Source organism: Paraflavitalea pollutisoli (assembly GCF_029360705.1).
Classification (GTDB): Bacteria; Bacteroidota; Bacteroidia; order Chitinophagales; family Chitinophagaceae; genus Paraflavitalea; species Paraflavitalea pollutisoli.
The window spans coordinates 2,455,138-2,476,411 of record NZ_JARKMX010000008.1 but is presented as its reverse complement, the minus strand read 5'-3'; the positions used below and the strand labels follow the sequence as shown (position 1 = coordinate 2,476,411).

At 52.2% G+C, this 21,274-nt stretch carries 17 protein-coding genes; 11 read left to right on the top strand and 6 right to left on the bottom strand.

Annotation, left to right across the window (positions count from 1 at the left end; genetic code table 11):
- Nucleotides 1-103: 103 nt before the first annotated feature.
- Nucleotides 104-2,023, bottom strand: coding sequence for a TonB-dependent receptor plug domain-containing protein (locus tag P2W70_RS23515; RefSeq protein WP_276483985.1), 1,920 nt, complete (start codon nt 2,021-2,023; stop codon nt 104-106).
- 280 nt (nt 2,024-2,303) lie between these two features.
- Here P2W70_RS23515 and P2W70_RS23510 point away from each other — a divergent pair, with 280 nt between their 5' ends.
- Nucleotides 2,304-3,206, top strand: a complete 903-nt coding sequence (locus P2W70_RS23510) for a DMT family transporter (protein WP_276483984.1) — start codon at nt 2,304-2,306, stop codon at nt 3,204-3,206.
- A gap of 65 nt (nt 3,207-3,271) precedes the next feature.
- Here P2W70_RS23510 and P2W70_RS23505 read toward each other — a convergent pair whose 3' ends face one another.
- Nucleotides 3,272-4,156, bottom strand: coding sequence for an NAD(P)-dependent oxidoreductase (locus tag P2W70_RS23505; RefSeq protein ID WP_276483983.1), 885 nt, complete (start codon nt 4,154-4,156; stop codon nt 3,272-3,274).
- A gap of 366 nt (nt 4,157-4,522) precedes the next feature.
- Between P2W70_RS23505 and P2W70_RS23500 the strand changes: the two genes are divergently transcribed.
- Nucleotides 4,523-4,828 carry a hypothetical protein gene (locus P2W70_RS23500; RefSeq protein ID WP_276483982.1) on the top strand — a complete coding sequence of 102 codons (306 nt, stop codon included), beginning with the start codon at nt 4,523-4,525 and terminating at the stop codon, nt 4,826-4,828.
- A gap of 19 nt (nt 4,829-4,847) precedes the next feature.
- Here the strand turns inward: P2W70_RS23500 and P2W70_RS23495 are convergent, their stop codons facing one another.
- On the bottom strand, nt 4,848-5,483 hold the full coding sequence (locus P2W70_RS23495; protein WP_276483981.1) for a helix-turn-helix transcriptional regulator: 636 nt from the start codon (nt 5,481-5,483) through the stop codon (nt 4,848-4,850).
- A 141-nt stretch (nt 5,484-5,624) separates the two neighbouring features.
- Here P2W70_RS23495 and P2W70_RS23490 point away from each other — a divergent pair, with 141 nt between their 5' ends.
- The 3 genes from P2W70_RS23490 to P2W70_RS23480 all read left to right on the top strand — a co-directional run bounded on the left by P2W70_RS23490 (nt 5,625) and on the right by P2W70_RS23480 (nt 8,357).
- Nucleotides 5,625-6,245: a superoxide dismutase gene (locus P2W70_RS23490; protein ID WP_276483980.1), complete on the top strand. Its 621-nt coding sequence runs from the start codon at nt 5,625-5,627 to the stop codon at nt 6,243-6,245.
- 110 nt (nt 6,246-6,355) lie between these two features.
- A complete protein-coding gene (locus P2W70_RS23485) occupies nt 6,356-6,919 on the top strand; it encodes an NADPH-dependent FMN reductase (protein WP_276483979.1) in 564 nt (187 codons plus the stop codon).
- 247 nt (nt 6,920-7,166) lie between these two features.
- Entirely contained in the window at nt 7,167-8,357 is a 1,191-nt protein-coding gene (locus tag P2W70_RS23480) for a TlpA disulfide reductase family protein (protein WP_276483978.1), read from the top strand.
- A 287-nt stretch (nt 8,358-8,644) separates the two neighbouring features.
- On the opposite strand, the gene P2W70_RS23475 is transcribed toward P2W70_RS23480, so the two are convergent.
- Genes P2W70_RS23475 through P2W70_RS23465 form a run of 3 tightly spaced genes read right to left on the bottom strand, consistent with a single transcriptional unit; the run spans nt 8,645 to nt 13,669 of the window.
- On the bottom strand, nt 8,645-9,163 hold the full coding sequence (locus tag P2W70_RS23475) for a DUF4843 domain-containing protein (RefSeq protein WP_276483977.1): 519 nt from the start codon (nt 9,161-9,163) through the stop codon (nt 8,645-8,647).
- 11 nt (nt 9,164-9,174) lie between these two features.
- Complete coding sequence (locus tag P2W70_RS23470; protein WP_276483976.1) at nt 9,175-10,656, bottom strand: RagB/SusD family nutrient uptake outer membrane protein; 1,482 nt, start codon at nt 10,654-10,656, stop codon at nt 9,175-9,177.
- A gap of 10 nt (nt 10,657-10,666) precedes the next feature.
- Nucleotides 10,667-13,669 carry a SusC/RagA family TonB-linked outer membrane protein gene (locus P2W70_RS23465; RefSeq protein ID WP_276483975.1) on the bottom strand — a complete coding sequence of 1,001 codons (3,003 nt, stop codon included), beginning with the start codon at nt 13,667-13,669 and terminating at the stop codon, nt 10,667-10,669.
- A gap of 774 nt (nt 13,670-14,443) precedes the next feature.
- Between P2W70_RS23465 and P2W70_RS23460 the strand changes: the two genes are divergently transcribed.
- From P2W70_RS23460 to P2W70_RS23435, 6 genes are all read left to right on the top strand, one after another.
- Nucleotides 14,444-15,016: a TetR/AcrR family transcriptional regulator gene (locus P2W70_RS23460; protein ID WP_276483974.1), complete on the top strand. Its 573-nt coding sequence runs from the start codon at nt 14,444-14,446 to the stop codon at nt 15,014-15,016.
- A 141-nt stretch (nt 15,017-15,157) separates the two neighbouring features.
- Nucleotides 15,158-16,501, top strand: a complete 1,344-nt coding sequence (locus P2W70_RS23455) for a TolC family protein (RefSeq protein ID WP_276483973.1) — start codon at nt 15,158-15,160, stop codon at nt 16,499-16,501.
- A gap of 27 nt (nt 16,502-16,528) precedes the next feature.
- A complete protein-coding gene (locus tag P2W70_RS23450) occupies nt 16,529-17,638 on the top strand; it encodes an HlyD family secretion protein (protein ID WP_276483972.1) in 1,110 nt (369 codons plus the stop codon).
- Between the two features lie 11 nt (nt 17,639-17,649).
- Nucleotides 17,650-19,230, top strand: coding sequence for a DHA2 family efflux MFS transporter permease subunit (locus P2W70_RS23445; RefSeq protein WP_276483971.1), 1,581 nt, complete (start codon nt 17,650-17,652; stop codon nt 19,228-19,230).
- 5 nt (nt 19,231-19,235) lie between these two features.
- The gene (locus P2W70_RS23440; protein ID WP_276483970.1) at nt 19,236-20,066 is read left to right on the top strand and encodes a universal stress protein; all 831 of its coding nucleotides are present in this window, start codon (nt 19,236-19,238) and stop codon (nt 20,064-20,066) included.
- A gap of 309 nt (nt 20,067-20,375) precedes the next feature.
- Complete coding sequence (locus P2W70_RS23435; protein WP_276483969.1) at nt 20,376-21,269, top strand: AraC family transcriptional regulator; 894 nt, start codon at nt 20,376-20,378, stop codon at nt 21,267-21,269.
- Nucleotides 21,270-21,274 lie beyond the last annotated feature (5 nt).

Below are 21,274 nucleotides of genomic sequence, written 5' to 3'. Positions count from 1 at the left end.
ACCGGTTGCCTATGTGGTAAAACTGGCTTACCATTGCACCCATACATAAAAAAGGGTGCATCAGTTAATGACGCACCCTTTTATCGTTGGAACAAGAAAATGATTATTTTTTAAACCTAAACTGCACGCCACCCATGAACCAGCGGCCCGGCATGGGGGTACCCAACAGGTCGCTGTACTGGCGGTCAAAGGCATTGTCGACCTGGGCAAATACGGCGATCATCTTCTTCACGAAAGCATACTGCACCCGCGCATTGGTCAGGAAGTAATCGGGCGTCAGGCTGGCATTGATGGCCGATGCCTGCTGCGCCTGCCGTTTCTTATACAGTCCGTTCACACTCACCGTGAGGTTGCGGAACTCATAGATCACCGAGTAGTTGGTGAGGAATTTCGCATGGGAGGAGATATAGAACGATGGCGTGGTATCGCTGCTGTTGCTCGACAACCACACGAGGCCCGCGCTCAGCGTCAGCTTGTGACCACCGCCCAGTGATTGGATGTATTGTACATCGGTTTCAAAGCCGGTGGTATTCACTTCTGCTATGTTCTTCGCCAGGGCATAAGTGCCGGTAGGCGAGAGGTTGTCTTTACGCGGCATATTGGCGTACGCCGTCGTGCTGTAATCGATCAGCCGCTGGTGAAAGCGCTGGAAGAAAGTCGCCGATACTTTCAGGCGCTCTTTATAGAACCAGTCGCCACCTGCTTCATAACTGATGGAGCGTTCGGCGCGCAGGTCGGGGTTGCCGACACGGCCACTGGTCACGAGCGTTTTGTTGTAATTGTTATAGCGTTCGGTGAAGTCGGCATCACGGATCGTTTTACCCACGCTACCGCGCAGCTGGAAGCTACCCAGTTGTTGCGACAGGTCGAGTTGCGGCACCAGCTCGGAACTGATGTTCTCGAAATAAACCCATTGCAACGAAGGGCGGGCGGTAAAACCTTCCCATAGCTTTTGCGACAACGATACAAAGGGCGATACCTGGTATAAAGAATGGTGACCGCGGTCGTTGGAGGCGATCTTCTTTTCGAGGAAATTGACGCCACCTACCAGACCGGTGCGCTTGTTGAATCGGTATTCGTATAAGGCCCTGCCCTGAAACAGTTTGGATACGCTGCTGTTGGCCACAGAGAGTTTATTGAAGGCGTACTGGTCGGTGACATTCTTGAAGCCGGCATCGACAGAAAAGCTGGACTTCGTGCCTTCGTACGCAATCCGGAATTGGTGCCAGCGGGAGGTCACTTTTTCACCGGCCGTATCCGACAGGAAGGTGGTGTAATAGTTCTGTGCCGCAAAGTCGCGGGTATCGTACGCAAACCGGTACGCAATATTCCAATTCGGACTGAGGAAGTAGTTGGCCGATACGGAAGCAGTGGTGTTGTTGAAATAACCGGTAGTACCGCGTTGTTGTACACCATCGGCTTCGTTGTGCAGTACGCCACCGGCAATATGTAGTTTGTCTTTACTGTACGCGATGCCGGCATCAGCGCCCCAGAGGCCATATTCACCGGCATTGACGCCTGCGGATATTTTAGTGCCTTGCTGGCCCATTTTGGCCGCAAAGGATTTGGTGACGATGTATACCACACCACCTACGGCATCGGCACCATAGATTGCCGAAGAAGCACCTTTCAGTACTTCGATGCGCTCGATCTCGGCCGGTGCAATGGGGATATAACTGTTGAAGTGGCCGGTATTGGGATCGTTGAGGCGCATACCATCCAGGATCACCAACACCTGTTGAAAGGTGCCTCCCCGCAATACGATATCACTTTGAGAGCCCATGGGGCCGCGGGCTTGTATCTCTACACCCGGTACATAACGCAGCAGGTCATCGAGCGAATGTACAGGGAGATCTTTGAAGCGGTCGCCTGGCACAATGGTAATATTGCGGCCGGTTTCAGAAGCACGTTGCTGACTGAGGGAGGCGGCAACCGTGACCGGGTTGAGTGTTGTTTCCTGGGCGTTGGCCAGCAGGCCACCCAGGCAGGCACTCATCATCAGCAGTAGGGTCTTTTTTTGCATAACGCGCAAAAGTAGGGTTTGCGTCATGAAAATTAAAATCCGTTACTATGTATGCACCACACGTAGGCCAGGGTTAAGGGGTACCCGTGAACAACTGGTGTATAAGATGCTGGTGCAGGCTTATCATGTCCCTGGTCTTCAAAGGGCATTCATGAGCCCTACGCATAATTTCAGCGTTTCCAGGCAATAGAAAGCAATAAAAACGCCATAGCGGTAATGAAATCAACTAAAATATGCAAATGAGGGCGTTTATTTTTGCATTTCAATCGGGGGGTAAGTCATGAAGAGCAATCGTTCAAAGGGATTTGTATTGGCACTGCTGGCAGCTGTGTTATGGGGCGTGTCGGGTAGTTGCGGTCAGTATTTGTTTCAACAGAAAGGCGTTAGTGTCGAATGGTTGATGTCGGTGCGTATGCTGGGCGCCGGCGCGTTGTTGCTGATCGCTGCACTCGTTAAAAAGGACGCGCATGTCTGGTCTATCTGGCGCCATCAGGTCGATCGCGGTCGTTTGCTCATCTTTGGTATTCTCGGTATGCTCACGGTGCAGTACACTTATTTTGCGGCCATCAAGCATTCCAATGCCGCAACAGCTACCATCCTGCAATTCTCGGCGCCGATCTTTATTGCCATCTATTTTGCCCTTCGTTACGGGCGTAAGCTGGTGCTGGCCGAATATGCCGCCATCGTACTGGCCTTGCTCGGTACCTTTCTGCTGGTGACCCATGGTAATATCCATGCCCTCAATATTTCTCCCCTGGCTTTTGCGCTGGGTATCGCTTCTGCCCTCAGTCTGGCAGTGTATACCTTGTTGCCGGGCCAACTGATGCATAAATACAGTGCGCTGAGTGTGATTGGCTGGGGATTGTTTATCGGTGGTATCGCGATCTCCTTTTTTCATGCCCCCTGGCAGACAGATGGCGTATGGGATCTGTACACCGTGCTCAGTACCCTCTTCGTCGTGATCTTTGGAACGCTGATCCCCTTCTATGCTTATTTGCGGGCGGTGCAACTGATCGGTGGACAAAAAGCCAGTCTGCTCACTTCCGCAGAACCTCTGTCCGCCACGTTTATTGCGGTGGCCTGGCTGGGTATTTCTTTTAAGGCCATGGATTGGCTCGGTGCCTTGCTCATCATCGGCACGGTATTCCTGCTGTCGTCTAAAAAAGCGACTTCCGACCTATAGGTTATCTGTTGTATAAAAAGCACAAGAAGGGCTGGCCATCTGGTTACAGCCCTTCGTGCTTTTTTCTAGTTGGCCGGTGCTTTCAGCACTTTCAAAAGCGCCATCACTTCCTGGTTGGCATAACCACGGTTGCCAGCTTCCTGCAGCAAGCGCGCCATGGTGCCGGTAAAGGCGGTGTCGAGTCCGGCAGCCGCCACGGTGTCGGCAATGCGCTGCGTGGCGGCAATGCTGATCACGAGGGGACTCTGTGTAATGTTGTAATTGTCCGCGTCGATCATATTGATCTCGTGTTTGAAGAAGTCTACAAAGGGTGGGGCAATCTCTCCGATGATATCTCTATAGTCCTGCAGCTGCATACCTTCTGCCTGTACCAGGGCTGCACCATACAACAAGCCGATATAAGAACCATACAACCACGACAGGGTAGCCAGGTCCATGGCCGGCGAGGCTGCTGCCTGTGTACTAAGGTATTTGATGTTGCCGCCGAGAATGGTCAGCGCTGCCCGCGCCGTGTCAAAGGCTTGTGAGGCGCCTGCTAACAGGATGGTCGTGTCTGGTTGTCCCATTTGCTCGGGGGCCACCTGCAGAGCGCCGTTTAGGTAGTCTGCCTGGTGGGTAGCGAGTCTTGCTTCGATCAACTTCGCCTCCTGTGGGGTGCCCGTGGTCAGGTTCACGACGGTCTTATTGGCCAACAGTTCCGCTGGTACCTGGTCGAGTATCGCGTTGACGGCTGCATTGTCGAGCACACAGATAATGATGAGGTGGCTATTCCCAAAGGCTGCCGCGGGCGTGGCGGCAATCTCCACGCCGCGCAGGGATTGTGCCTTGCTGGGGTCGCGGTTCCAGACCGTTACCGGGTATCCCTTGTCTGCATACATGTCCGCAATTTTCTTACCCATTTGTCCGAGGCCTATGACGGTTACTGCTTTTTCCAATGTTTCCTTTTTCATGACTTACTGTTTTTGTGGGTGTAAAATTCAGGCGGTACCGGCGTTCCAACAATAAGGGAAGAGTTAATCACCCAGGGAATAATTATTCCCTATACCAGCGCCCGCCGACCGATAACTGGGCGTGTTGTGCTAAATATTGGCCGGTAGGTCCGGATAACGTTCATTCCGGGCGGCCTGTTCCACCTCTCTGTTACCTCCCATCCCAGGGTCATCTTAGGGTCATCCTAGGGTTATCCTAGGGTCATCCTTGGGTTTTTACCCTGCCAACTCCCTAAGTTGACCCTGTTAACATCCAAAGAGGGTAGGTTCTACGTAGGTTGAATAGGCCAGGCAATCAGTAGCCCGGCCGACCTAAAAATCATTACGATGGCAACCAGCAACAATTTTCTATTGAAAGATCTGTCGGGTCAGATCGGCAAACAATTGGTGATTAAGCAATACGACGGAAAAACGGTGGTGAGCGTATACCCGGATATGAGCAAGCAGAAGTTTACCGCCAAACAGCGACGCAACCAGGCAGTGATGGAAGCTGCCAACTGGGAAGCCAAAACCATTATGGCGGATGTAGAGCTGCGGAATGCGGCCCAGGTGCGCCTTAATGTAACGGCCAACAAACTGTATACGGCGTTGGTGCGAGAGTATTTTCAAGGGCAGAAAGAAGCGGGGGAGTAGCTCGCGGCAGGCTAGTAGCTTATGTATTCGCCTCCTTTTGCTCGATGCGGTACACGCAACGCGTGCCATCGGTGATGATGTGTTGGGTGCGGGTGACGTTGTAATCGGGTCCCAGCAATTGCTTGAAATTGCGCAACTCGGCCCGGCAAAATCCCTGGCATTCGGTGGCGGCTGCACAGATAGGACAATGGTTCTCCATGAGGTAAAATACATCGGCTTCCTGCTTCCAGGCTGCCATATAACCTTCTTCGGACCGCAGCTGGGTCAATCGTTCCAGTTTCTGGTCAATGGCGTCATGTTGCGCCAGCTCCTGCTCATAGCGCTGGTAGGTTTGTTTTTCCCGGTCGCCGATCAGCAGGTCGAGCGCATTGTCGCCCAGGAGATTCTTGACCGATCGTAGCAGGTCGACGGTGATCTGCGCATGCGCATCCGGGAACCGGCCCATGCCTTTTTCCGTCAACATATACCAGGCCGTAGGGCGACCTACCCCCGTGCTTTTATTGTCCGATCTGATCAATCCCTCCTCCTGCAGCTTCACCAACTGCTGGCGGGCCGCCTCCTTGGTGATGCCCAATTCCGCCGCCACGAGGGCCAGCGTGGCTTCCCTGTTCATTTTGAGGCACAGTAAGATGCGGTCGGTTGGCTTGTTACTCATTATGCAAGTGGCGACTTGTTTATTAATGCCCCACAAAGGTAATAAGTTTTAGATTATGGTAATAAAACAAGAATATTCTTGTTTTATTAAACTCCTTCCGTAGCTTTGGGGCCTCGATACCATCATTCTTAAATCATTTATATGTCGTACACATTACCCGCGTTGCCCTATGCCTACGAGGCATTGGAGCCGCATTTCGACGCTCAAACCATGACCATTCACCACACGCGTCACCACCAGGCCTATATCGATAACCTCAACAAAGCGTTGGCTGGTACGGAAGCAGAAAACCAACCACTCGAGCAAATACTGACGCAGATCAGCAAACACCCGGTTGCTGTGCGCAACAACGGTGGTGGCCATTATAACCACGACCTGTTCTGGAAGATATTGTCGCCTACCCCTAAAACAGCACCGGAAGGCAAGCTGGCGGATGCCATCAACGAAACCTTCGGCAGCCTCGATAAACTGAAAGCCGATATCAAAGCGGCGGGGCTTACCCAGTTCGGTTCTGGCTGGGCCTGGCTGCTGGTCAAGTACAATGGTTCTATCGGCGTAGCAGCTACCGCCAACCAGGACAATCCGCTGATGGATACCAACCTGGTCAGCCGCGGCTTTCCGATCCTGGGTGTTGACGTATGGGAACATGCCTATTACCTCAAATACCAGAACAAACGGGCCGATTACCTCGATGCCTTCTGGTCGGTGCTGGACTGGAATGCCGTTGAGAAGAATTACCAGGAAGCGCTGGCAAAATTGTAATATTACCGTGCTGCAGCAGTGGTGGCCAAGGATAACGTGGTGGATGTTTGGTAAACGTTATGCTGCTGCAGTGGGACAAACCGCCTTGTCAATAACCATAAATTGCTTGTATGGAAGCGCTGATCTTCAATGGTGCCCTGGATAGGAAAGAACATTCCACGCCGCAACGCATCAGTCATTATTTGTTCAATGAGCTTACGTCGATGGGCGTTAGCGCCCAGATCTTCCGGTTGGTAGATGCCGGTATTCCTTTATTCGATACCAGCATCTCCGAAACGCCGCGTTCGGTGGAGCGGATGAACATGTTGTTTCGCCAGGCGGATGTACATATCTGGTTGACGCCCCTGTACCATGGCAGTATGACGGGTGTGATGAAGAACTGCCTCGACTGGCTGGAAGTAAGTGCGAAGCTACCCAGTCCCTATCTCACAGGTAAATTGGTGGGTATGGTGTGTTGGGGCGATGGCGTGCAGGCGATGCAGGGCATCAATGCGATGGAGGCGGTAGCCAAGTCGCTCCGTGCCTGGCCCTTGCCCTACAGTGTACCCGCTCAGCGGCACGAACTCTTTGATGCCAGCGGGCAGGTGAGTGCCAAATACCAGGAACGTTTTCGCCTCATGTTGCAGTTGCTCACCCATGGGCCCAGCCTGGTGCGTACGGCAACGCCGCAATAGCCGCATAGTCATGAAAAACACGAAAAGGACGCAGGCAGGGTGCCGCGTCCTTTTTTATTGGCCGGGAGAAGGAGTTGCAGGAGTTGTTGGGTAGAGGGCCAGTTGACTACGGATTAATTAGTCCACCTTTATTGTGGACTTGATAGAAAACGCTTATCTTCGTCGCAGACCCACTGGTCAACTCCATCAACATTTGCCCGATTGTTTGTCTGCGTAAGGGTATTATTCACCAAAATAAGTAAGACATATGCATTCCTTTTCCAAAGGATGGGCCCTGGCTGCCTTATCCGCCACCATGACCTATGCTGCCTTGCAGGCACAGCCTTCGCCACTGCCTTCCAAACCTGTTAATCTATCTGTCACTGTTGATGTAGCGCGACTGTCGTACCCGGTCGGGAAAGTGTACCTGTCGTACTACAATACGCTCAGTAAATTTCGTTTCAATGACAGCCTGGACGTAAACGGACAAAAGCAGGTGAGCTTTCAAACCTATCTCGAGGAGCCCATCCTGGCACAGGTGCGCGTAGTACCCACTACGCCCGATACCAGCCGTGCGCGGCGGCTGTCGGCCCGCGATAGTTACAGCGTGTACCTCGAGCCTGGTAAGATCGATATAGCCGGTGTCGATTCTTTCAGCAATGCTACGGTGAAAGGATCTGCTGCTCATCAGCAATACCTGTCGCTGCGGCAATCGGTAGACAGCTATGATAAAAATTTCACTGACCTGTACCAGCAATACAGTGAAGCGCGCAAAGCGAAAAACGCTGCCGGCGAAACGCGTGTACGCAAACAGATCGACTCGTTGAATACTGTGATCAATGACCAGGTATATAAAAAGTTTGTAGCGCAGCACGGTAAGCAATCGCCTGTGGCGATCTATGCGTTGTCGCAATACAGCGGCTATGCCATCGATCCGGTAAAAGTTGAGCCGGTCTTCAATCTGCTGGGCGGACCGGTGAAAAGTCTGCCGTCGGCGAAATTGTTTGAAGACCGTATCGCTACGGCCAAACAATTGCAGATCGGCAAAAAGGCCCTTGTGTTTACCCAAAACGATACGGCCGATATCCCGGTATCCCTGGCCTCGTTCAAAGGCAAGTATGTATTGATCGATTTCTGGGCCAGCTGGTGTGGTCCCTGCCGGGCCGAGAACCCCAATGTGGTGGCTGCCTTTCAGCAATACAAAGACAAGAACTTCACCGTACTCGGTGTATCGCTCGATCGTCCCGGTGCCAAGGACAAATGGTTGAAAGCGATCCATGATGACAAGCTGACCTGGACGCATGTATCGGACCTGAAGTTCTGGGACAATGATGTCGCTAAATTGTACGACATCAAGGCCATCCCACAAAACCTGCTGATCGATGGTGACGGCAAGATCATCGCGAAGAACATCCGCGGAGAAGAGTTGCAGACCACGTTGAAGACCCTGATCAAATAATCGTCGCAATACGCAAGGTTTCGCCATTCATAAGCCTGCAGGAGATGTCCTGCGGGCTTTTTTGTGGCCGGTGGCCAGGCGCCGGAGAGGAGTGAGAGGGCACCTGCATTGGTTGCCCATGACCAGGCGTCTGAGATGAGTTGGATAGTTCCCGCATTGATTGCCCATAACCAGGCGCCCGAATTCAAGTGCAGGATGCGTAAATAAAAAAAAGCGGTGTAGAAACACCGCCTGTTAACTAAAACTAATACTAGAGCAGAGAGAAACGTTATCGGAATATCATATGATCAATTCTGTGCGATGCTGATGCCGACCACATTGTAGTTGGGGTTGGCTTTCAGCGTGGCGCTGCTTTCGAGTTCCAATACCAGGTTCTTCGGGCCACCGGTGGTAGCACCGGGGTTGAGTACCTGGATCTCGATAAACCCAAAGCTGGAGTTGGCCGGTATTTTCACTGTGCCGGTGGTTTTGTAGTGTGTGTCCTTGATGGCCGTGGTCACCGAATCTACTACTTTAAACGTCAGTGTTTCTTCCTGGTTGCGTTGTGGTGCTACCAGGTTCACGCGCAGGCTCACCGTGCCCGAGCTGCGGGTAATGAGCGGATCCTGTGCGGTGATCACGGGGCGGCCGCCTTGCGGTACACGGGTCAGCAGGGGATACACTTTGCCGGTAGCCGGTGCATTCAATACGGTAGCATCGACCTCGACAAAATCGCCGGTCCAGATGACCTTGTCTTCCTGCAACTTTTTGCAGGAAGTGATGAGTAACAGGGCGAGGGCGGAACCTATAATGGTAAGTCTTTTCATGATGGTAAATTTTAGTATCCGGGATTTTGTTTCAGGTCACGGTTTACATCGATATCCGCAGCGGGGATCGATGATAAGATCCTGTAGTCGTTGTAGAGTACGTTGCCGGTGGCGAGTCCTCCTGCTGGTTTGATCACATCCTGCTGCAGGCGGAGGAGGTCGTACCAGCGATGGCCTTCAAAGGCGAGTTCGAGCCGGCGTTGCAGTAATACGGCATCGATCACCTGTTGTTGGGTTTGGCCAACTTCGCTGTAAGCGTTAATGCCAGCCCGGGTGCGGATGATGTTGATGTCGGCAGCAGCTTTGTCCAACTGGTTTTTTCTTGCGTAGGCTTCTGCGCGGTTGAGCAGTATCTCGGAGGTGCGGATGATGGTGACGTTGTCGAGACCAAAAGTGCCGCCGGTACCGCTGTACTTGTTGCTGAAGTACAAGCCGGATTGTCCCAGCTTACAATAAGGCCCTTCGATGAGGGTTGTTTTACGGATGTCTGTGGCCTCATACAGGTCCAGCAAGGCAGTGGGGATCGTCAGGTCGGCAAAGCTGGCCCTGGTGGGGTTGCCCGAGCAGGTGCTGTTGACCGGCTTGGGATAGATCGTGAACCAGGATTGCAGGGAGCTGCCGCCCAGGTTCTCTGCCGTGGTAAACGTGATCTCGAAGATCGACTCGGGTTTGTCTTTGTGGGTACGCCAGCCCGATATGAGGTTGGCACCGGTGGTTTCCACGCGGGTTGTTTTACCATTGATGGAGGTGGTAGCCAGTACGTCGTTGCCGGTCGTGATGACCGCATCCCACTCATTCAGGTAGAGGTGTACACGGTTCAGCAAGGCTTGTGCAGCCGCTTTGGAGGCATAGGCTTTTTCAGCACGGGCGGTGTTGTTGAGCAAGGCGATGGCGTCTGTCAGGTCTTTTTTGATCTGTGTGTATACCTCTACGTTGGTATTGCGGGCGGGATAGGTGACATCTTCCACATTCTTGGTGGGCTTCAGGATCAGGGGCACGCCCAGTTTCCAGTCGTTGATCTCCTTGCCGGGTTGGTAAGAAAAGGAAGTGGCCAGCAGCAAATAGCTCCAGGCACGCAGAAAGAGTGCTTCTCCTTTGTACAGGTTGGCATTGGCTTCTGTTACATCTTTGATGATCTTCGAGTCTACGGCATCGATCACCAGGTTGGCCCTGTTGATGATGCTGTAGTTGGTGGTCCACTGTCCGGTACCAAAACCATGGTTGTTGAGCTCCTGGTTGCGGTAGGTGTTGTTGTTGTTGATGGTATTGATCAGGTTGTCGGCCAATATCTCGGGATAGATCACGTTGGTGGTGGTCAGTCCACGGTAGGCAGCATAAATGGAATTGATCAGCGAGCTGACCCCGGTACTGCTGGTCAGCGCAATCTCGGAACTGATGGATTGTGCGGGTTCGGTTTGAATAATTTTATTGCAACCGAGGGCTGCTGTCAGTAATAGTACCGTGCCGGCGGTTTTTATGGTTGTGCGTATCATGATTATCTGTTTAGAAGTTAAAGGAAATACCGGCTGTTAATGTGCGGCCTTGCGGGAAGGCGCCGAGGTCGCCGCCTACTACTTCGGGATCGTAGCCGGTATAGCCTGTGAAAGTGGTGAGGTTGGTGGCCTGTACATATACCCGTGGTGCCGAAACGCCCACTTTACGCAGCCATCCGGACGATAGGGTGTAAGCCAGGCTTACGTTCTTGAGGCGGATATAAGAGGCGTCCTCATAGTTTCTGCCCTGAAACTGGTTCAGACCACGGTGACGGGGTTCTGTACCTGCAAAGGGACGTGCCATATCGGTCAGGTCGCCGGGTTTCTGCCATCTTCTGTCATAAGCACGTTGGGTGACATTGGCTTCAAACGCTCCTTGTGTTTCGAGGAAGAAGGCATTGTTGTTAATGAGCGGGTTGCCAAACTGGCCCTGGAAGAGTACCGACAGTTCGAATCCGCTGTACGAAAAGGTGTTCAGCAGTCCACCATAGGAGGTGGGCAGCGAGGTGCCGATGATGCGACGGGCATCGTTGTCGCCGGTGGTCAGCGGCTGGTAAGTGGGATTGCCCTTGGCATCATACCAGAAGGCGCGGCCGGTGGCAGGGTTTACGCCGGCAAAGTCTGGCTGGAATACTACCTGCAATGGCTGGCCCACGAAATAAGTGGTTCCGAGTCGATCGGGTCCACCGAGGTCGAGTACTTTGCTGCGGATCCAGGTCCAGTTGAAGTCGGTACTCCAGCGGAACTTGCCCTCGATGTTGACGGTGTTCAGTTGTAATTCCAGTCCTTCATTTTTCAGCTTGCCGATGTTTTGGGTGATCGTGCTGAAACCGGAAGTCGTGGGGATCTGACGCGCCAGCAATAGTTTGTTGGTGTTGCGGCGGAACACTTCTACGGTACCGGTGATGCGGTTGCGCAGCAAACCGAAGTCGAGACCCAGGTTGATGGTTTGGTTTTCTTCCCAGGCCAGGCTTTTATCGCCCAATCCGCTGGGGGTAATACCCCCTACGTTGTTGTAAGATCCTGTACCACCATACAGTGTACGGGCAGCGAAGTTGTCGACAGCGCCGTTACCGGTGATGCCGTACGAGGCGCGTACTTTCAGGTCGCTGAATACCTCCGATGTTTTGATGAAGTCTTCCTCTCCAGCTTTCCAGGCCAGGCCCACCGAGGGGAACCAACCATACTTGTTGTTGTCACCAAAACGCGAGCTACCATCGTAGCGGAGCGTGGCATTGATGAGGTAGCGGTTGCGCCAGGTATAATTGGCTTTGGCAAAATAACCGGCCAGCTTAAAGATGGTGGTGTTCGCGCTCACCGAGAAGGGCGTGGCGGCCGATTGTAAGGTCTGGAACAATTCATTGGGAAAACCACGTCCCTGTGCGGTGATGGTACTTGAGGTAGCCTGCCGGTAGGTAAAGCCGAGCAAACCAGTCAGGTTGTGTTCGGTACCAAATTGTTGGTCGTAGTTGAGCAACTGGTCGGTGCTCCAGTTTACCTGCCGCGTATTGAGCGCATTGGCCTGGCCCTGGTACGCAGAACCTGCGATGGTACGCGGATCGATGTAGCGATCTTCCAGTACATCGGTATAATCGATGCTGTACACCGAGCGGAAGCTCAGGTTGGGCAGGATGTTGTAGGTAATACCAAAATTGCCGAGCAACTGGTTGGTAGTGCCGGCGTATACATCATAGTCAGCCACTTTGATGACGTTGTTGGTACGGCCGCCGATGAGGGGTTCCGCATAACTGCCATCTTCATTGTAGATGGGTTGTACCGGTGGTGTAAACACGGCACTGAATACCACGCCACCACCGCTGTTGGAAGTCTGAACCGCATTTTGCTTATAAGAAGACAGGTTGATGCGGGTGTCGAACTTGAGGCGGGAATTGGCTTTGTGGTCGATGTTGAGGCGGAAGGTACCCCGCTCGAAATCGGAGGCGATGATCTGACCGTCGAACTTGTTGTACGAGCCCGAGAGGTAAAAGGTAGTTTGGTCGTTACCACCGGTGGCCGTAACCTCGGCATTGTGGTTGTATCCCTTCCGGTTCACGGCATCCTGCCAGTCGTAGGTTTTGGCTTCGCCAAATTTATCGGACGTCAGTCCGTACAGACCGGTAAAGCTGCTGGTGGTGAGTGCAGCAGTGGCGGGGTTACCACCGGCGTTCAATACGTTGTTGACCCTGGCTTCGTATACCATTTGCAGGAACTCGGTACCATTGACCATATCGACCTTTTTGATGGGCTCGGTATAGCCGGTCTGGTAGTTGAAGCCGAATTTGGTTCTGCCTGCTTTACCTTTTTTAGTAGTGATGATGACAACGCCATTGGCCGCCTGTGCGCCATAGATGGCAGCGGAAGCGTCTTTCAACACATCGATGCTTTCGATGTCGTTGGGGTTCAGGCCCGCGAGGGTATTGGCGCCGGGAAGGCTACGCGAGATATCGCCACCGGTCACCTGTATACCATCTATTATATACAGCGGACTGTTGCCGGCGTTGATAGAGCCGGTACCCCTGATGCGAATGGTGACGCCGCCACCGGGTGTACCGTTGTTGCTTTGTACCTGTACACCGGCCATACGGCCCTGGATGGCTTTGTCGAATGATTGTACCGGGAGGTTCTCGATCTCTTTTCCTTTTACACTGCTAACGGCGCCGGCGATATCCCGTTTCTTTTCTGCCGAGTAACCAGTTACGACGATCTCTTCGAGGTTGCTTTGCGCGGACTTCAGTTGCGTCGTATAAAATGTGCGGGCATCCAGCGATATGGTCGCTTCTGCAAAGCCGATGGCAGTGATGTAAAGTTGTGTTGACTTGCCATCGATGGAGATACTGAAACTGCCGTCACTGGTAGAGGCTGCCGCTACACGGCCATGACTGCTTACGATGCTGGCGTTCGGTATGGGTGTACCTTTTTCATCGGTTATACGTCCGGTAACGGTTCGGGTTTGTGCAATAGCTTGTCCGATCCCCAATAGGAGGACCAGGCTGAGCACTAGAATTTTTCTCATGCCTTGAGTTTTGATTATACAATAAATAGGTCGGTTTTCACCGCGGAAAACGAGGTGGCAGGCAAGCAAAAGAGTATGAGTCCAGGCGGGCTAGGCAATAGCTTCCCGGTTCATGAGTTCTTTTCGATGATGATGATGAAAAAAGATGGGCGAATGCTGATGATGTAGGGCTCTACGCAGGTATTGGAGTTGTGGAGTGCAAATATACAGGATTACCCCATTTGGAATGTAGACTAAATTGATTTTGCTCTACAAATTAGTTGATTTGATCGGTCATGAACTGTGTTGTATCGATTGTAATGCTTGTCCCTATTGCATTTGTTGCAATGTCATAGGTATGCAAGAATTTATTGAAGAGCTACTTGATGACGCTGCCTGGATGCATTACTAACGGAAAGGTTACCAATCATCGTTACATCAGCAAGCTACTGCTGTGGAGAATGGGTAAGGGCGAAGTAAGTCGATGCTGGCGCTTTTATGCTTCCGGAAGCAGGGTGTCGGGTGGAGGAGTAGGATAAGGCTGGCCTGTTATTGCACGGCGTGGTGAAGTATACTATATAAGGCAGCAAATCGGGTAACCCTCTAGCTGGGGTAGTCAAAGTTAGCTGACCGGCATCGCTTTGTTAACCAACCTAAAATATGTCGTAAATCCAAGCAAGCCAATCATTTATGGCGCCAGGTGGGGGTGTTTTCCCCAGCGCAGAAAACAATTCGTTAACAAAAAAGACCTCATTGGGGCTTTTAGCTGAATAATTATTCATCTATCTTTGTGTCGTGAAACCGAAAGACGAAGGTAAAATAGCCGAGATCTACGCCGCCACCCTGGTACTGGTAAAGGAACAGGGGCTTGCCGGCATCACCATGAGCATGATCGCCAAGAAGGCGGGTTTTGCGACGGGTACGGTCTATATTTATTTTGCCAATAAAGAAGAACTGATCGTGAAGCTGTTTGAAAAATGCAGCACCGACTATGCCAATGACTACTTTGCCGGTTATGATCCGTCATCGCCTTTCAAGGTAGCTTTCCACACCATCTGGATGAATATGCTGCGTTATTCCATTGAGCATTTCGACGAGTTGGTGTTTATAGAACAGTGTTTTCACTCGCCGTTTATTACCGATGAAACCCGCAAGGCCACCAAAGAACGCCTGCTGCCCTGGCGCGAACTGATCGAGCGGGGTAAGAAGGAAAAGCTGATCAAGCAGCTCGATGCTTCCTGGATCATGCTCTTTGTACGCGGCAGTGTACGCGACCTGGTCAAGCACTGTACCTACAACCAGCTCAAGATCACCGACACCTTCAAAGAGTCGCTGTTCGAAATGTGCTGGGACGGCATCAAGGACTAATTTTTTTGCCCGGGAGGTGAATAATTATTCATCTAACAGGCCTTTCATATACACCCACGTTCGATTGCGTTATCGCCGATTGCCTGCCGCCACCTGATATTCAGGTAACAATTAACTAAGGATGTTTTAATAACAATGAATATGCACCTAACACAAAAACGGGTATTGTTCACGCTGTGCGTTGGATTGGCCATGATGAGCTCCATCACCGTGCATGCCCAGGAAACAATGCCGCTGGCATTGAAACAGGCCATTGACCTGAGTTTACAAAACAGCAAACAGCTGAAGGTAAACCGGGCAAAGATCGAAGCAGCTACCGGCCAGCTGAGGAAAGCCATGGACAACCGGCTGCCCGATGTAAAGATCAGCGGCGCTTATATGTTCCTCACGTCGCCCAATATCAACCTCAAAACGGGTGGCAAAGACAGTACCGGCAGCAGTTCCTTTCCGCAGCCCAACCAGGCGATGTACGGAATGGCCTCTGTCAATATGCCCCTGTATGCAGGATTAAAGATCCGGTATGGCATTGAATCGGCCAAGTACCTGGAGCAGGCGGCTGAAGCAGATGCTGATTATAATAAGGAGCAGGTGGTGCTCAACACCATCAATGCGTATTGTAACCTGTACAAATCGATCTCTGCCGTGAAGCTAGTCAAAGAAAACCTCAACCAGTCGCAACAACGGGATAAAGATTTCGGCAACCTCGAAAAGAACGGCCTGCTGGCGCGCAACGACCTGTTAAAGGCGCAACTGCAGACCGCCAACATCGAACTGGCCCTCGTGAATGCCGAGAACAACCTGAAGCTGGCGATGGTGAGCCTGAACCTGATGATGGGGGTACCCGAGCAGACGACCCTGTTGCCCGATACCACTGGCTTCGATCAAACACTTACCGCCGCTACCATTGAAAGCTACGAGCAGCAAGCCTTCACCAACCGGAAGGACATCGAAGCGCTCAACCTGCGCAAGAAAGCGGTAGGGGCAGAAGTACATGCTGCCAAAGGAGAGTACTATCCCAGCATCGGGCTTACCGGTGGTTATATCGCCGCTTATGTGCCCAAGCTGGTGACGGCTACCAATATTGTGAACGTAGGTGTAGGAGTACAATACAACCTCAGCTCGCTCTGGAAAGCCAAGAGCAGTATTTCCATCGCCCAGGCCAACGAACGCGAGATCGCTGCCAGCCAGGAAATGCTGAATGACAATATCCGCCTGTCGATCAACCGGGCTTATCAGAATTTCCTGTCGGCGCAAAAGCGCATCGAAGTACAGGGTAAGTCGGTGGTCAATGCGACGGAGAACTACCGCATCACCAAGAACAAACACGATAACAGCCTGGTGACCACTACCGAATTGCTGGATGCCAACGTGGCCCTGCTGGAATCGAAGATCGCATTGGAAGAAGCGAAAGCCGATATCGTGGTGGCCTATAACTCCCTGCTGGAGCAATCGGGCATCCTGCTCAACAATCAACCTGTAAAATAAGAACCCTTAAAGGATAAAAATATCGTTATGTCAACAACAACTAATGAACAAGGCGCTGTAAAAAAGCGGAGCTATACCTTCCCCATCATCCTCACCCTGCTGGTAGTAGGTGGTGGCTGGTTCGGTATCAGCAAATACATCCATTCGCTGCACCACGAAGAAACAGATGATGCACAAGTGGAAGCCAATATCAGTCCGGTGATTCCCCGTATCTCCGGTTATGTGACCGAGGTACGCGTGAAAGACAACCAATTCGTTAAGAAAGGAGATACCCTCCTTATTCTCGACGACCGGGATATGAAATTGAAACTGGAACAGGCGGAGGCTTCTTTCGCCACTGCCCAAACCAATCTCGATGCAGCCCGTGCTTCTGCCGGTGCAGCCCATGCCAATATTGCTACACAACAAGCGTCTGTATCGACCATCGATGCGCAGATCGAGACCGCCCGGGTGAATGTATGGCGTGCTACGCAAGACTTCAACCGCTTCGAGAACCTGATCAAAGATCACTCGATCACCCAGCAACAATACGAGCAGGCAGTAGCTGCCAAGCAAACGGCCGAGCGCCAGTTGCAGGTGCTCGAGCAGCAGAAAGGCCAGGCTTCCCGTCAGGTCAATGCGGTCAGCTCACAAAGCAATGCCTCTGCATCGCAGATCGGGGTGGCCAATGCCGCGATCAAAGAACGTCAGGTAGCCATCGATGATGCGCAGCTCAACCTGTCGTACACCGTAGTGACCGCCGCTTCCGACGGTAAGATCTCTAAAGTGAATGTACGTCCCGGTCAGTTTGTGAATGCCGGTGCCGCACTGTTCAGCATTGTACAGGGTACCGACGTTTGGGTCGTAGCCAACTTCAAAGAAACACAGGTCGGTAAGATCCGCGAAGGACAGAAAGTAGTGGTAGAAGTGGATGCCTTCCCCGGCCATGAGTTCGACGCCCGGGTGGGTTCTTTCTCACCCGCTACCGGTGCCCGCTTTGCGCTGCTGCCTCCCGACAATGCCAGTGGCAACTTTGTGAAAGTAGTGCAACGTCTTCCTGTTCGTATCGAGTTTACGAATACCAGCGATTCCCTGATCCACCTGTTGCGTGCAGGGTTGAACGTGGATGTGGATATTCACCTCGATAGCAATAACTAATCTATTTTAAGATGTTAGATCAAAATTCTCTGGTAGAGTACGGCGCCCGCCGGGTGATCATCACCATTACGGCGGTGGTGTGTGCCCTACTGGAAATCATCGATACCACGATCGTCAACGTAGCGATCAGCGATATGCGCGGTACGCTCGGCGCCACCCTCAATGAGGTGAGCTGGGTGATCACGGCCTACGCCATCGCCAACGTGATCATCGTGCCCATGACGAGCTGGCTCGCCCAGCAGTTTGGCCGTACCAATTATTTTGCTGCCTCGGTTATCCTGTTTACCGTGTCGTCGTTTCTGTGTGGTAATGCCACCAGTATCAACGAGCTCATCCTCTTCCGCTTTCTGCAAGGCTTAGGGGGTGGTGCGTTGCTGGTAACGTCACAGACCATTATCACCGAGATCTTCCCGGTAGAGAAGCGTGCCATGGCACAGGCGATCTACATGCTGGGGGTGATCGTAGGCCCTACGCTCGGTCCGCCCCTGGGTGGATACATCATCGAGCACTATGCCTGGCCTTATATCTTTTATATCAACATTCCAGTTGGTATCCTCGCCACCCTGCTGACCATCCGGTATGTGAAGAGTCCGCGGTATGCGGAGAAGCGAAAGCCAAGTGAGGTAGACTGGCTGGGTATTGCCCTGCTAGCGGTAGCGGTAGGTTCCTTACAATATATATTGGAGAAAGGACAGGAGGAAGACTGGTTTGCCAATACGACGATCATTGTATTGACGGTCACCGCGATACTGGGATTCTTCTTCTTCATCTGGCGCGAGCTGACGTTTAAATACCCTATTGTAGAATTGCGGGTCTTGAAGAACAGTAATCTCCGCATCGGGGTCATTCTATCGTTCATCATGGGCTTCGGGTTGTATGGATCAACGTTTGTAATACCGGTGTATACACAGTCCATTCTGGGCTGGAATGCGCAGCAAACCGGCATGCTGATGGTGCCCAGTGCCCTGATGATCGCCTTTATGATGCCGATCATCGGTCAGCTCATCCAGAAAGGCGTATCGCAAAAGCTGCTGATCACCGGTGGTTTCATCATCTTCTTTTTCTTCTGTATGGGTTGTTATTATATAATAACACCATCAACCGGCGGGGATAATTTCTTCTGGGTGTTGATGGTGCGTGGGGTAGGATTGGGTTTCCTGGCGGTGCCGGTATCGGTGATGTCGCTGTCTACGTTACGCGGGCAGCAGATCGGGCAGGGAGCCGCTTTCTCGGGTATGATGCGCCAGTTGGGCGGGTCATTCGGGGTGGCGATGATCTCTACCTTTATTACCCGGCAAAACTTTATACACCGCAGTGACCTGGTCACCAAGCTGGATAAATACAACCCTGCCGTCAATGAGCATGTTGCCGGTATGGCGCAAGGGTTTGTTGCCAAGGGGCAGCCTGCGAATATCGCACAGGGCTCGGCCTATAAATTACTGGACGGCTCCATCAATTTACAGGCGACTGTACTGTCTTATATGGACGTGTTTTTATACGTAGGCGTGATGTTCCTCATCTGTGTGCCGATCGTTATCCTGTTTGTCAAACAATCCAAAAACAAGGTCAGCATGGCTGAGGCTGCCCACTAACGAATATGTCTACTGTACTCGTGATCACGAATCTTACGGACTCCGCCCGGCATGCCCTGGATTATGCCTGCCGGATGGGGAACCCGTCTCCCGACCGCATCATCCTGCTGCATGTATTCTCCTTCTCCCCGGGCATTGCCGGTGAAGGAGTATCGATGGCGGCGCTGGGTGATATGTATAATAATGAGGAGCAAGCCCTGCAGCAAGAGATTGCCCGGGTGAAAGGGGTGTTCCCTGGTATTGCTTTCGAAGGTCGGGTAGTGGCCGGCAGTTTTGCGGATGCCTTGCTGGAGGAAGTAGTCTTGTCGGAGGCGGAACTGGTCGTGACCGGTGCCGAAGGCGATTACAACGACTTTCTGTCGTGGGACAACCATATCCTCGACCTCTTCATCGATCTGCCTATACCTGTGGTGATTGTGCCGCCGGCGGTAGCTTTGTCGGGCGTACGCAACCTGGCTTTTGCCTGCAATTACCGGGTAGAAGATCCGGAGGCGTCCCTGGGTATTTTGCGCAAATTGTGGGAGGTATGGCAATGCCGGTTTCACCTGGTGTATGTGAATAAAGAGGCACGGGTGGCGACTGCTGCCGACCTGGTTTGTCAGCAAAGCTGGGCAGATGCCTTACAGCGCTATGAAGTGTATTTCCATGAGTTGAGATCGAATGAAGTGGCTGCCGCGGTAGACCAGTTTTGCCAGGATCAGTCTATCGACCTGTTGGCCATCAAACCCCATCGTCATGGCTTGTGGACCAATCTCTTTGGTAAGAACAATACGCGTGATTTCGCGCACCTCCACAGTGTGCCGGTACTGGCGCTGCGGAGCAGCCGCATTCCTTAAGGGGAGGGGGTATTGCGACAAGCCTACTATATAGGTAGACAATATGTCGGGAGTAAACAGGAGCATACGTATTATAAAGAATTGAATAGTTGGATTTTTCGGCAGAAAGGAAAAAAAATAACCAGTTGGCTGAACAATTCATCGCTTTTTAATGTTTCTCCTAATTCAACATTTTAACTGACTAAACTGCTACTCTCAGGGCGGGGAAGTCTGAAATCAAACTGCTATGGTAGTCAAATCAGACGCTCGTAGTGCCGCTGCTATTTTGCGGACACCCGGTTGTATTGTTTATCACTTAAATTTTTGCGTATGAAGGCGGAAACTGTGTACCTCCATACGATGAAGGACTTCAACGAGTACGCAGGGCACTCCTGGTACCCCGAAGGTCTGCAGGTATTACTGGGCAGGCCGGAACCTGGCAAGCTCACCATTCAATTTCCATTCCGGTCCAACGCTTATTGGGTAGTACTGGTTACCGAAGGCGATATGACCATGCTGCTGGATGGGCAGGAACGGGTGATCGGGCAAAACAGCCTGCTGGTCATTCCACCCCATGTGATCCGTCAGTCGGCCGGGCCTGGCTTCAATTGCTCTGCGGCCTGTGTCGTTTTTACGCCCGAGTTCCTCCTGGACACGGGCATCATGCAAAAGCACCACGATTCATTTAAGTTCCTGTCGAGCGATCCCTGTACACAACTGGAATTGTCGAAGCAAGATGCGGCTCGTTTCATGACGGTGATCACGATGTTGCAGGAGAAGAACTTCTATGAAGGGGATAACCCCTTTGCTGCCGATGTGGTGCGGCATTATTTTCATGCCTTCCAGTTTGAGCTGGCAGGTCTGTATCACCAGTATTCCAACCAGGGCAACCGGGTGTATGACCGCAAGAAAGACCTGTTGTGGCGTTTTCTGGCTTTGTTGCCCGAGCATGTCAAGACGGAACGTAGTCTGCAGTTCTATGCCGACCGGTTGTATGTAACGCCCAAGTACCTGACACAGACAGTCAAGAAATTGTCGGGGCAAACGGCGGGTACCTATATCGACAACCTGGTGATCGTGGAAGCGAAGAACCTGCTGCGCGATTCGGCGCTGTCGATTGCACAGGTAGCAGATCAGCTCGACTTCAGTGATCAGTTTTTCTTCAGTAAATTCTTTAAACGTTATACGGGCATCACGCCTTCCAAATTCAGAAGAGCAGGATAAGTTGT

Coding starts and splice junctions, on each gene's coding strand:
- P2W70_RS23515 (WP_276483985.1), bottom strand. CDS start 2,023: ATGCAAAAAAAGACCCTACTGCTGATGATGAGTGCCTGCCTGGGTGGC.
- P2W70_RS23510 (WP_276483984.1), top strand. CDS start 2,304: ATGAAGAGCAATCGTTCAAAGGGATTTGTATTGGCACTGCTGGCAGCT.
- P2W70_RS23505 (WP_276483983.1), bottom strand. CDS start 4,156: ATGAAAAAGGAAACATTGGAAAAAGCAGTAACCGTCATAGGCCTCGGA.
- P2W70_RS23500 (WP_276483982.1), top strand. CDS start 4,523: ATGGCAACCAGCAACAATTTTCTATTGAAAGATCTGTCGGGTCAGATC.
- P2W70_RS23495 (WP_276483981.1), bottom strand. CDS start 5,483: ATGAGTAACAAGCCAACCGACCGCATCTTACTGTGCCTCAAAATGAAC.
- P2W70_RS23490 (WP_276483980.1), top strand. CDS start 5,625: ATGTCGTACACATTACCCGCGTTGCCCTATGCCTACGAGGCATTGGAG.
- P2W70_RS23485 (WP_276483979.1), top strand. CDS start 6,356: ATGGAAGCGCTGATCTTCAATGGTGCCCTGGATAGGAAAGAACATTCC.
- P2W70_RS23480 (WP_276483978.1), top strand. CDS start 7,167: ATGCATTCCTTTTCCAAAGGATGGGCCCTGGCTGCCTTATCCGCCACC.
- P2W70_RS23475 (WP_276483977.1), bottom strand. CDS start 9,163: ATGAAAAGACTTACCATTATAGGTTCCGCCCTCGCCCTGTTACTCATC.
- P2W70_RS23470 (WP_276483976.1), bottom strand. CDS start 10,656: ATGATACGCACAACCATAAAAACCGCCGGCACGGTACTATTACTGACA.
- P2W70_RS23465 (WP_276483975.1), bottom strand. CDS start 13,669: ATGAGAAAAATTCTAGTGCTCAGCCTGGTCCTCCTATTGGGGATCGGA.
- P2W70_RS23455 (WP_276483973.1), top strand. CDS start 15,158: ATGCACCTAACACAAAAACGGGTATTGTTCACGCTGTGCGTTGGATTG.
- P2W70_RS23450 (WP_276483972.1), top strand. CDS start 16,529: ATGTCAACAACAACTAATGAACAAGGCGCTGTAAAAAAGCGGAGCTAT.
- P2W70_RS23445 (WP_276483971.1), top strand. CDS start 17,650: ATGTTAGATCAAAATTCTCTGGTAGAGTACGGCGCCCGCCGGGTGATC.
- P2W70_RS23440 (WP_276483970.1), top strand. CDS start 19,236: ATGTCTACTGTACTCGTGATCACGAATCTTACGGACTCCGCCCGGCAT.
- P2W70_RS23435 (WP_276483969.1), top strand. CDS start 20,376: ATGAAGGCGGAAACTGTGTACCTCCATACGATGAAGGACTTCAACGAG.